General features: G+C 31.1%; 11 protein-coding genes. 7 read left to right on the forward strand and 4 right to left on the reverse strand.

Annotation, left to right across the window (positions count from 1 at the left end; translation table 11 throughout):
• Positions 1–10: 10 nt before the first annotated feature.
• Positions 11–835 (reverse strand): hypothetical protein, encoded by an 825-nt coding sequence (locus tag MHH88_RS15985; RefSeq protein ID WP_339259340.1) that lies wholly within the window; start codon positions 833–835, stop codon positions 11–13.
• A gap of 220 nt (positions 836–1,055) precedes the next feature.
• Positions 1,056–1,529 carry a hypothetical protein gene (locus MHH88_RS15990; protein WP_339259342.1) on the reverse strand — a complete coding sequence of 158 codons (474 nt, stop codon included), beginning with the start codon at positions 1,527–1,529 and terminating at the stop codon, positions 1,056–1,058.
• Positions 1,530–1,817: 288 nt separating this feature from the next.
• Between MHH88_RS15990 and MHH88_RS15995 the strand changes: the two genes are divergently transcribed.
• Complete coding sequence (locus MHH88_RS15995; protein WP_339259344.1) at positions 1,818–2,423, forward strand: hypothetical protein; 606 nt, start codon at positions 1,818–1,820, stop codon at positions 2,421–2,423.
• Positions 2,417–3,376, forward strand: coding sequence for a hypothetical protein (locus MHH88_RS16000; RefSeq protein ID WP_339259346.1), 960 nt, complete (start codon positions 2,417–2,419; stop codon positions 3,374–3,376). The genes MHH88_RS15995 and MHH88_RS16000 overlap by 7 nt, the downstream gene beginning before the upstream one ends.
• Before the next feature lie 527 nt (positions 3,377–3,903).
• On the opposite strand, the gene MHH88_RS16005 is transcribed toward MHH88_RS16000, so the two are convergent.
• Positions 3,904–4,521, reverse strand: coding sequence for a DUF6241 domain-containing protein (locus tag MHH88_RS16005; RefSeq protein ID WP_339259348.1), 618 nt, complete (start codon positions 4,519–4,521; stop codon positions 3,904–3,906).
• Positions 4,522–4,897: 376 nt separating this feature from the next.
• Here MHH88_RS16005 and MHH88_RS16010 point away from each other — a divergent pair, with 376 nt between their 5' ends.
• The 5 genes from MHH88_RS16010 (at position 4,898) to MHH88_RS16030 (ending at position 10,745) form a co-directional block, all read left to right on the forward strand.
• The gene (locus MHH88_RS16010) at positions 4,898–5,254 is read left to right on the forward strand and encodes a helix-turn-helix transcriptional regulator (RefSeq protein ID WP_339259350.1); all 357 of its coding nucleotides are present in this window, start codon (positions 4,898–4,900) and stop codon (positions 5,252–5,254) included.
• 404 nt (positions 5,255–5,658) lie between these two features.
• A complete protein-coding gene (locus MHH88_RS16015; RefSeq protein ID WP_339259352.1) occupies positions 5,659–6,261 on the forward strand; it encodes a hypothetical protein in 603 nt (200 codons plus the stop codon).
• Positions 6,262–6,706: 445 nt separating this feature from the next.
• The gene (locus tag MHH88_RS16020) at positions 6,707–8,680 is read left to right on the forward strand and encodes a DEAD/DEAH box helicase (RefSeq protein ID WP_339259354.1); all 1,974 of its coding nucleotides are present in this window, start codon (positions 6,707–6,709) and stop codon (positions 8,678–8,680) included.
• 976 nt (positions 8,681–9,656) lie between these two features.
• Positions 9,657–10,211, forward strand: a complete 555-nt coding sequence (locus MHH88_RS16025) for a hypothetical protein (RefSeq protein ID WP_339259356.1) — start codon at positions 9,657–9,659, stop codon at positions 10,209–10,211.
• A 27-nt stretch (positions 10,212–10,238) separates the two neighbouring features.
• Positions 10,239–10,745, forward strand: coding sequence for a hypothetical protein (locus MHH88_RS16030; RefSeq protein WP_339259358.1), 507 nt, complete (start codon positions 10,239–10,241; stop codon positions 10,743–10,745).
• 281 nt (positions 10,746–11,026) lie between these two features.
• Here MHH88_RS16030 and MHH88_RS16035 read toward each other — a convergent pair whose 3' ends face one another.
• The gene (locus MHH88_RS16035) at positions 11,027–12,538 is read right to left on the reverse strand and encodes a PIN domain-containing protein (RefSeq protein WP_339259360.1); all 1,512 of its coding nucleotides are present in this window, start codon (positions 12,536–12,538) and stop codon (positions 11,027–11,029) included.
• Positions 12,539–12,547 lie beyond the last annotated feature (9 nt).

Below are 12,547 nucleotides of genomic sequence, written 5' to 3' on the forward strand. Positions count from 1 at the left end.
ATTTCCCCTCCTATTCATTTATACATACAACAGCATTAACGTCATCTAGTGCATCTGGTAACAAGACCAATGTAATACCTTGCAACAAATGCCGATATTTTTCCTTTAATATATCAAATGTTTTTTCTTCAATGACAAAAAAATATTTAAATTCTGCTTGTACAGTTTGCAAACGTTCAAAATCTTTCTTAAAATTGTTTTTTTGCGCTGCTCCCAAATCATATTCAGCATATGGATATGTTGTCTTTAGTTCACCTATAATTCTCTGTCCATCAACAGTAACCTCATCCACATCTAGCCCCGCTGCTCCTTGTGCTTTTGTTAAGACTGAGCAAAATTCCATCTTAAAGTTCTTGTTTAAAAATGCCTCTATATAATGACAACTCAAATAACTTAAATCATTGCTTATATTCCCAATTGTACGAGACAATTTTCTAATGAAATGGAACTGTTCATCTAGATTCTCTCCATCAAATTTAGGAGTTCCTTCTATTACTATAGTTTTTAGTGCACTAACTTTTAACGCTATCTTATCCATAGGGTGCTGTGTATTGGTCTCACTTACATTTTTCGTTGTTAGTTGTATGGAAACAGCCTCTTTTACAAACGTTACGGTTTTGCCAAAACTAACAGATTGGACAAAATAACCTGCATCCATCCATGCCCCTGTTTGACTATGGCGGTTTTTTTGATTAGCCCACCACGCTGGATATTGATACGCTGAATTAGGTAATTTACACCCTATGATTGATTCTATTTTTTCGAAATCTAGCATTACTGTTGCATCATTTCTATTTGCTAAATACTGATATAGAGGTAAATACTTATCTCCCATTATTTTAACCCCTCCAACCTTATCCTTAATTCAGATTGTAACTTATTGCCAGAATTATTCCAACTAAAAAAAGCAACCTCCTTTTAGAAATTGCTCCCGCTTCCAGTTTGATTTTAAATAAACTTTAATAGAAAAATTCCGTTTTTAAATAACACTGTTTATTCAAAATGTTCACTTCATTACACTTTTGGCTCCTATTTATATTCAGAAATAATCAATTCTATTTATACCTTTTCACAAATTTTGCAATCGCTAACGAAACCACATGTTGCATTTTTAAATGTCGAAATTGTTCCTCATACAGTTGAACAAACTCATTGTAAATTTCTTGATGTATCTTAAAACTTCTAGTTTGATATGCTTCTGTTGGCGCAGCGTATAAACGATTATCTATCTCTAAACATAGATTCCGTCTATTCCTATCTTCCTCTATTAAAGCTTGTATAGCATTAAAGTGCTGCATTATATAAGCTAACACTTCATCAGTAACGTCTTCCTTTTTCACTTGTGCAACAACATATTGTCTAGCAGTTCTGTCAAAGCGATAACCTGCTATACAAATATCTTTTGTTAGGCTGCTGGCCGACATTCCTATTTCACTAGCAACTTGCTTCAGTTCTTTTTTTCGTAACTCTTCATTAAGCCATACCAACTTTTCTTCAATCGGTAACATTTTATACTGTAATTTTTCCAACTATATTTCCCTCCCTCTATAAATAAGTTTTTTCATCGTATACAAAGTCACTACTAATTATTACTGTTTTCATCAAAAAATGTTTTAAATTAATTCAAAATAGTACGGTTGTAAACTTTTATAAACTCTATTTAACTCATCATTTTCCATGTTTTTAAGAAGAAAAGTTATATCTATCCCCATACTTGTATAGTATATGGCGTTCTATCAATAACAGGAGCACAGATGTGGGAATGCAGGTCTTCACTTTTTCCACGCTCTCATTCTAAGTAGAAAGGGGTTATGCAAATGAAAAATATTCATTCAATCTATCAAAACGACATTTACTTGCTTCAAGCTTTGCGGTCATGTGGTGTGCTGTTAAAAGAGCATATTCTTCAGTACATCTCAAATCACCGGTTACTAATCTTCATTGAAAATGGCTATATAAATAAGAAAGCTACATTTGTAAAAAAAGATATGTCTACTTTCATCTATACATTAACGCAAAGAGGACAAAGATTAGCAAAACAATTTAATATTACAAACTTTTATCGTTCCTCGTCTGTAATACATGATTTAGCTGTTGCAAAAAAATATATGAATTTGCCATTAGGAACGCGTCTGACTTGGCAAACAGAAAAGGAACTTCAAAATGTTTTGTACCAAACGTTAAAGATTTATGAAGAAACACAACAATATGCACGAGCTGATGAAATCGAGGACTTAATCCGAAGTAAGCAGATTAGCCCAACTGATGGAGGATATATATTGGATGGTAGGCTTTGTCTTTACGAGGTCATTACGTCAAATTATTCAGTGGAAGACATTAAAGCCAAAAAGATATTTGCAGAGATGATTAACTGTCCAATAGATTTTTACTACTTAAATAGAAAGGAGGAATCTGTATGCTAACAATACAAAAGAAAGAGAAAGTTGCTAAACAATACAGTGACATTTTAAAAATCATTTACCATCTGGGAAAAGGCATTATGTGGCGTACACAATTAAAACAATACCTACAGCATTTTTTTGCAATATCTGAAAAGGAATTCATTCTTGCTCTAAAGGATTTAAAAGATGCAGATATTATTCATATTCATCGTTACTGTAATCGTCATATCATTCGTTTAAAAAAATTGGCTATTTACTATTTAACAAGTAAAGAAAGAACGTCTGTAGCCAGTATTACTTTTACTACATCAAAAGCGATTAAAAGTGCCTATATCAATGCAGTATTATTGTACAATCTTATGCAACTAGAAGTTGTAGAATCGTTAGACCTGTATATTGATGAGATTGCTAAAAGAACTACTCTTTTAGCTAAAGATAAATCAAACCATCATATTTTGACTAATCTGTTAAGCATACAATCATATAAGCATAGCTGGGAGAAAATTAGATTTGAACTTGAGGAGTTAGAGCGTATACGCCTGACAAATATACAAAAATTGCAAAACGTTAAGGCAATCGAAAAGCCACTTTATTACTACAATTTCAATTTGAATGCTATGCAAGCGCGGGATATTTACCTCGGTGGTTGGGTCATTGAAAATAAAGTTGAATCTCGTGTTAGCTTTCATGGCCCTATTATTTATATTTTCAATATCAATCAAAAATATAACTACATTCCAAAGTTAGAAGAAAACTTAAAACAAATCCGTGAATACTTTAGTTATCTTTTAGATACACCTCAAGGATTTACGATTCAGTTCAAACTTGTTGTTGAAGATATGCAATTGGAGAATAAATTGAGGAATAATCAAAAATATAAAAACTTTGTAGAGAACCTTGTTTTAGATGAAATAGAAATCCTGAATCTAAATATATTAAACGATGTATTTGGTGGCGTACATCTACTTAAATAGCTGTAATATTTAACTACTCATTTGTATACAATGTCGAAATCTGACAAAAAAGTAGTTGTTATTCACATGTTAAAAGGAAGTGATATTACAATCACGCTAAGAACGTCACATGTCACTAAATTAATGGCAATCAAAAAACATTTAATTGGTGAGTTATATTTAACCTTGTAAAACTGCATTCTGAAAAAATGAAAGAAAGATTCAGAAGAAACTAATGTATATTAAAGGATTAAATATCGCACAAATAGCTATATTATGATTCACCTCTTCCTTATCAAATGATGAGAATATAAGATATTTAAAACGTACAATTGACCTTCATACACCGTTAAACAATATTTCCACGTGAGAGGAAGCAGAATAGCAGAGAGGTTATCCTCCTAAGGGGAATATTATTCGATTTAACAACCTTTTTTAAATGTTTTATTCTTGTTCATACATTATTACTTTACTTGCCATTAGAAGAAGGCAGTAATAGCAAAGAATAAACCCTTGTCATTACTGCCTTTCTTATGAAAAAACATAATTTAATTACGCTTTTCTGTCGTTCCAAAAACTGCATCTACCTCTTTAGAAAAGACTTGGAATATATAATCCTTCTCTTGTTCTTCTGAAGCAATACCTGTCGCTGCACCTTCTGGGAGTTTGCCCCCTTGCTTACGCATCAAAACATTATGGTCATCATCAACTGTTGAAAAATCACCCTTTTTCCAACGTTGTAATATATCAAGATACGTTTCATAATTTTCATAGTTATCTTTGTTTGCTTCGACCATCTGTAATAGAATGTTGATTCTTTCTGGCGTAATCATAATAGAACCTTCTTTCAGTTCAGCGATAATCTTTTGATGCGCCATCTGTTGAAGCACTTCTGATACTAGATTGTCAACGAAGGGTTCATCTCCACTTTTCCATTCATCAATCCTTTTGGAATAAGTAGCATTTTCCCACCCCATACCGCTTGTATCCACTGTTGATACAAACTCTTTTTTAGCAGTGCCTTTTGAATTTGATTGACCGCTATCTGATTCTCTCTCGGTTTTAGTAGTTTCGTTGTCAGAGTTCTTTTTCATAATCAAAAACGTACCACTTATACTCAATATTGCTGTTAAAATAACGATGCCTAAAACATGAATCCACTTCACTTTTTTACCACCTTTATTAATAATTACCTCTAAATTACCATATAGACCCTACTATGTAAACATAAGCACAAAAACAGAAGCCCCCACTACAGACTTTCCGCAAGGCAATTTAAATTAGAAAACTAATGGTTGCCATCATAGGTGGTAGATTTTGTATATAATTCTTTAGTAGCTCATAATTATCAATACATTAATTCTTATTAAAATCTTTAATAAAGTACACTAACGTATAGCATTTAATACTTTTATAACAGTTTAATAAATCTTCAATAATTCTTTTATACATAGGAATAATTATTTTCACTTTTATCTATAATGAAAAATCTTTCGAGAAAAAAGGGGTTCTCTAACCGAGACATTATTGGAGGTAATATCTATGTCAAAAGAAATTGGAAAACTTAGCTGTGGTAACATCATACGAATTTTACGTTCAGACCGTGGATTATCTTTAAGAGAGTTAGCAAACAAAACTGGCGTCACCGCATCGTATTTATCTAAATTAGAAAATGAAATTCATACAAATATGAGTTTGGCAATTTTCTCATTAATCTGCAAAGCACTAAATGCAAATCCAAACCTATTTTTAGATGACCAGTTGCAATCAATGCTGGTTCAACCACTAGAGATACGAGATTTCTTTTTAATTCAGGAATTGTATTACGAAGGAAAAATTTTAACAGAAGAACAAAAAGAAATGATGATAAATGCAGCTATACTATCTGTTCATCAATAATAGTCCACTTAAAGTAACCGGTATTCCTGGTTACTTTTTTTGTAGAATCAAAGTAGGCTATCGATTATCTCGTTACACATGTTGTTATAAATTGCGCTGGGAAGTTAACTTTTTCCCCTATAACGCTATCAAAAAACTTGCTATGCTAGGCATCCTACTAATTGCAACCAAAAACGATTGTCCAAACCCCTACCGTATCTTTAACTAGCATTATCATTGCACATTCTGCCCTATTTCAATATTGTACTGCCTAATTAAAATCTTTACATTCCATAAATATCAACTTTTCTATTTTGATATATTGAGTATATGAGAAATAATAGACTTTGTGGATGAAAAGTGGTCGAACCCCGAAGTCTATCGCTACACCTAATGAACTTTATATTTTGAAGGAGGAAATTAAATTGAAAAGGATAGCAATTATTGAAGAATTGGTTGAAGTAAAATTAACATCAACTTTTAATTTGTCCAAGGAATATACCCATATTCGAGGATATCACGGCTGTCGACCACTAGATGTTGAGACCTATTATTTAAATGGGATAAAACCGCTTACTAAGAATGATATGCTTTTAGAAACACTTCATCGCTTGAAAGGTACCTACATTGACGATAAAAAAATAAGAAATGCTTTTGAAAAACGTTGGCAGTCGGAACTCTCTTCCGAAGAAGGTATTTGGTTCACTGTTTCCACCGAAGAATTGCTGAATTCTGGACACTATATGATTTATGGAAGTGAGTTTATACAAGCAGTAGCTGCTGATTTATTGAGCCATGACTTATTAAAGAATCATGGTATTCCTACTATTTTTTCTATTGATATTCCATTATCAAATATTTCTGTAGATTGGCTTCAATGTTTAGAAAGTAACATCATTCAAAAAAACACTAGCGGTGGATATCATACCAATTCACCTATTCTTGCAACTAATGTCATATCGCATATTCACCCAAATAAAATTATTGATTGGCATAATGGAGGGGAAATCTATTTTAATAAAATATAAACATTCTTCTTCCTTAAATGTTTACTTTCAAACATTAAACAAAATAAGAACGGGTTTTTATACATTATCTTTCAAACACCAAAATACTCATATGTTCACTTCTGAACATATGAGTATTTTATACTATAAAATAGTTATTTTTTCTCATTACATATACGAAACACCATGTTACTATTACTCAACACAGGCTAGAACATGTTTTCGATTTTTCAAATCAAAATTTGCATTATAATATCTGTGAAATAAAAAACCTCTAAGCGCCAACGTAGAGGTTCAACTATAAGACTGTCATTCCCCAATGACAATCATTCAAAATACGGTAGCTATGTGCTAACCATAAAAACTAACTCAATTATAACGATATTTTATATCAGAAGCCATAGTTACTTCATTTTTTTGAATCGTCTTGTATGCCAAAAAACATTCATTAATGGAGGACTAACCAATGAAAAAAGAAATTATCAAACAAACGGAATTAGAAAAGGGGAAAATCCCAACAAAACTAGCAGTAGAATGGATTACACGCAACGAAAGAATACTAATTGATTCGCCTCCTAATTCTGGGAAAACTACTAGTATTCTAAATGCATTTGAAAAACTATCAGATGAGACAAAAGACGAATTCTTTATTCTCACGACCCCCACTCGCTTTATTGGCTCACAATCTTATCAGAAACATACTAAGTCTTCTCTCTTAGTTCAGGGTGGTAATAACCATTTAAAAATGGAGATTACTCATCATCTAGCGGAAGGAAATCGGATTTTTATCTGCACATATGACAAACTGCCATTTTTGATAGATACCCTAAAAGCAGAACGTCCTGAAATGATATATCATCTAGTAATTGATGAGTTCCACCGACTTATTCTGGATTATAAGACTGATTTTCGTTATCAAACCATTTCAAATATGTATTCTAGTCAAAAAACAGCAAAATCTATGATAGCACTTAGTGGCACCACAAGTGAAATTCCTAAAGATGAATTTACAACAATCATCTCCGTTGAAAAGCCTGATTCACCACATTTCAATAATTTAGTTGCTGTATCCTATCCGATGGAGTTAGATGCGGTGAACGCTATAGTAAATTATGTTTTAACACGTTTACCGCAGCATAAATTATTAATTTATTGCCAATCTATTGACGTAAATGAACATGTAGCTTTATTGCTAAATAAACTCAATATAAAAACGGCAGTAATTGATTCAGAAAAAAAAGAAATGCCTGCCTATAAAACAATTGAAGACAAGCGATTATATCCTGAAAATTATGAGGTAATACTTGCCACTTCAGTAATAGCAGAAGGTGTTAGCTTAGAAAATGTATCAAATGATTTGTTTGAAACAGTCGTAGTTGCTAACCACAATTCCCGATTATTCAATTTAACTACAGTTGAGCAAATGAGTCATCGTTTCCGTCAACAATTCGAACAATTTACTATCTTATATCAAAAATGTGATATAGATGAAGAAATTCATAATACGCAGAAAATCTATGATTTGTTACTAAACAAAACCTCTCATTTAGTAGCTCTATTAAACGAGGATATTGGATATTTTCACCTTGAAACGTTATCTATATTAGAACAAAACAATTTTCTAACGATTGAAAATAACCTGTTACAGGTAGACAAATTTGCCATTTGTAATAAACTAATTACTGTAAAAGAATACGCATATGAACGCAAAAGAAATTCTTTTATTTGCGATGTTGCTAATCTATTCACTAATGAATTAACTTATTTGTCTTATGATTGGACCGACACATACAACCACCTTTTAGAAGTTTCGGAAGAAGAATTAAAATCCATTCCTCTTCATCAGAGATTATCTCCAGAGAAATATAAAGAGCTGATGACAAAATTTGATAACGGGGACAAAATCCGTACTAAAAGCATTCTCACAAAACTAGAAGCAAAAGTATTGCTTAGTATCGGACCGTATATTGCGTACGAGGTATTTTTAAAAATTGTACCATCTTTAGATTCTACTCAAAAAGTTAATCAATTAAAAACAAAATTAGATGGTTATATTCAATTATTATTGTGGGATGTTACTAAGCAAATTGTACCAACAAAAGTTGCTATACAAAAGTTAGAACAATATTGTAATGTTTCATTGTCCAAAGACGAATATAATAAGATACTTAATACAATTAGTTCCGAACTTGAATTTACAAATTATAATGACCTAAACAAAACGGTGAAAAAATATTTTCATGTGGAATTTAAATCAAAGAAAGTTGCTCGCTACCGTATTATAAATAAATTAACACCCTATAATTTAGCAGACTTCGGCAACCTAGAACTACATGAGCTTCACGATATATTAAAAATGTTTATTCAAAAAGAATATACTAAAAATAAAACTGCTCTACTTGTACAGCTAGAAACAGTTTTATGTACATTCGAAGCTTAATAATAAAAGCGAAATAGTCTCCTTATTTGGAGATTTGTTTGTTTCGCTTTTTACTATTTTATTCTACTGTTAGAAGGTATACACTTTTTCAAACTTTTTATATAATATTTACTAAAAAAAACGTCTACTTTTTTCACAATAAATAGTTATAAGGTTTTATATTGATGGGCATTTAATACTTCACGATAAATTGATTTGCCGTCTTTTCTGTCTCAGATTTAATTTAGTTCATACTTGCAAGACGGCATTCAAATCAGATAAGTTTTTATCGAATAGTGTCAATTCAGCCGTTACAAAAAAGGAGCACCATCAGTTCCGTATGCTTGGTAACAGTCTCACAGCTTCTTTCTTCAAATCTGGTGGATTGCCATACTTTCTAAGTATGCAATGCATTTCAAGTTCAAAGTATTTCTCAGAAAAGTAATACTATAAAACCATGTATCAAAACTAACTTCGATACATGGTTAAACTTTTATAATCCTTCATTTTTTCTGATTTCTTCTAAAAAATTTTTAGTAGCCTATTCATTTAATTTTTTATCATACTTAGTAATATAAATTTCGTTATTTTGGAACAGATTCACCTCACTCCCTGGTAGTGTTTCAATATAATCTGCAATATCTACCATCAATTTAAGTAGACGGTCCCTTTTTGGTTTTATCGGCTTGAATCTTGAAAGAGCTTTCCCCTTTCAACTGTTCAATTTTTAGAGACTTTAAATCCCCTCAACTCAACTGGCTAACACCTTTAAAATTTCATACACTTAACTTTTGTTAACAGAAGTTACACATTAAACGACATCATTTTTTGTATAATTTTCCACATAAAAAAAACCAATGCATTATGTATGGCTTTATCTATATAAAAACAAATAGCATACTTTCAATAAAATAATTATAAAGTTAACTTTTGCATTGACTGCAAGTTGTTATAATGTTAACTTTATAACAACATATAGAAAAGGAGCAAATATTTTATGAAAAAACCCGAAAATAAAGTAACTGGATTCAGACTATCTGAAGAGGATTTAGAAAAACTTGACTACCTAACCATCTATAATATTTACTCAATAGAAAAACAAAACGATTATCTGATTAATGTTACAAGCAATAGAACCCATACTATTAGTAACTTAATTAGAAAAGAATATCAGACTGCCACAGCAGATTCTGAATTCCAACAATACTTAATAGACAATGGATATGTATCAGAAAATATTAAGGATAAAATCCATGCCCAATTAAAAAAAACTAATACGAATTACAAAATATTAGATATTAATATTGAGGAATACGAAACTGACGAAGACGAATTCACTCCAATAGCAGATGCAGTTCTCTTGATTGAAATCAGTAAAGAAGAATATGCTACAGCTCTTTATTTTGGAGAACGTGATATAATATTTGATTTCAGTTATTTTGATTCTTTAAATGACGCGACAAACAATTTTTATGAGCGAAATACTGACCTTATAGAGTACAGTTTTGGCTTAAAGGAAATTATAAAGATGGTAAAAAAAGACGAATTTTAATATAGAATAAACAGGGAGGTATTTAAAATGTTAAAGAAAAAACAATTGAAAAAGCAATTTAATAATGCAATAAAAAATGCAAATCCCACTACTCTATCAATATTAAATAAAAAGAAATGGAGTTATAAAAAATCACTAAAGAATGCCATTTGGAATAAAGATTATTTAACAATTTTCCTTTTAACAGGTAGCATAACTGAACGTATAGTAAATAGAAAAATAGATTATACAAAACACGAGGAAAATATACCTTTTAGTTTTAGATTATCCGCATTAAGTAACTCAAAAGGGTACTTTACTGAATTTGAATGCAAAAGATTTTCGGCAATTTATAGAGATTTAAGAAATCCCGCTGCACATGGTGATGAGCCGCCAGCTCCTTATACAACCAATGATATAAATTTATGCTTAAAAGTCGTTTATACATTATTAAAAACAGATATTACACACGTAGTTAGTGACGTAAAAGCAGAAGCATTAACAAAATGGCGTTTCGAGGAACAAAGACAAAAAAGAAATCGAATAGCCATTTAATGTATTTCTCACACAAAAAAGAGACAAGGACATAACTAAAACCGTTATAAAATTCGGATAATTTTTTAAATTAACGAAGCATATAAACCAAAACCCCGAACTATATTTCGAAATATTGAATTAATATTCCGTAATATAGTCCGGGGTTTTTTCTTGTTAAATTTCTTTTGTCCTAGTCTCTTTACTTTAGCTCTAATCTTACATTGTAGCAAGTTTTGTACTAATTTTGCGCAAGCTTGTTATGCTCTAACATAGTAGGAAAACGGGCAAATCTCTAAGGTTCAATCAAATTCACGGGAAGAACATCCATAACAAGTACTTTCATCAAACATATGCTCTACAGGAAATTTAAAACCACAACTTGTACATATCTCTCCATGTTCGTTACTATCAATGCATCTTTCACAAATAGGCTCTTGATTATAATCTAAATAAATACCTCTCCGTACACCGCACTCAATACAAATATCTTCACTTCTAAGAATTGAAGTTTCCACAAATAAACCATCAATTATCTCAATTTCATCATACAGATTTACATCATCCCAGTAATCTAAATATGAATCAATCCTTCTAACTAATCGTACCTCAAACCTTCCCTCTATATCATGAGTCCTTGTTGGTGAAAGGAGGATTTCTTTAGAATCTCCATCTCTCCCGTAATATTCATTAGTATCACATTTAGCCTTTATATCAAATGTTAGGTTATATTCTGCTGTTCCATCATCATACCCTTCAAAAGCTCCTGAAATATATGCGATTTCAAACGAATCATCCTGATACTCAAAATTTGTCCCATCATAGCTAGATAATGATGACGTATCTATATAACCTTCTAAAGAATTTAACAATAACTCTTCAATATCCATATCTATGCCTGAATCTTTAACCGCATCCAAATAATTTTCCACATCGTATCCGATTATCCATTCAGCAGTTGATGGAATTTCTTCTCCATAAACTTCTGCTAGTTCACTAAATAATTCACTCGAAGTAACACCTATTACTTCACAAGATGTTATCCTCTTAAATTCATTTACGAGTTCTTCTCTGAATCCGATTCTTCTAGAATTTTCCATCCTATACCAATCTTCTTTAACATCATCTGTAACAAATATTAGGTTCTTATTATTTGCTTGGCAAAAATTTAAAGCTTCTTTCCAAATTAGAAAATCGCCAAAGGCATTAATTCCTTTTTTCTTTTCATCATCTTTATATCCTGGTGGCACTTTATTTTTGTATCTTTTCTCCCCGTCGCTACAATGTTGATATATTTCTTCAAGTGTAAAAGCTTCTAGCATACGGTCATTTTCTATTATTTCGCAAATCAATTCATTTACAATGTCACTATCTAAAAATCGACTATTTATCTCTTCAAACTCTTGATGTGAATCAATATATGTGTTTAAAGTCCTATTTAAAGTTCCTATATTTGCATTAACAGTTTCTTGTAAATCATCTATACTCGGAAAATTAAATGACCTTAAAATCTCAAATTGGTGGCTTAATTTAGCTTCCATCTGATTCAATGGATTAATTAAATTCGATACAGCATTTTTAAATTTATTTCTTTGTCTACTTAAAGAAGAATGATGATTATTATCAAACTCCCTTTTAACTGTACTTGGCAAATATAGCTTATGTTTGATATGCTCACACAATTTCACAAAGAAATCAGTTGTTTCTGGAGAATATTCATATAAATTAAGATAAATATTTGTATCAAAAATCAAACAACAACTATCATTATTAATAAAATCAGTTAAACTAGATACCTCATTTACTTCCGCCATTTCATTTCA

The sequence above is a fragment of the Lysinibacillus sp. FSL K6-3209 genome (genome assembly GCF_037976175.1).
Classification (GTDB): Bacteria; Bacillota; Bacilli; order Bacillales_A; family Planococcaceae; genus Lysinibacillus; species Lysinibacillus sphaericus_D.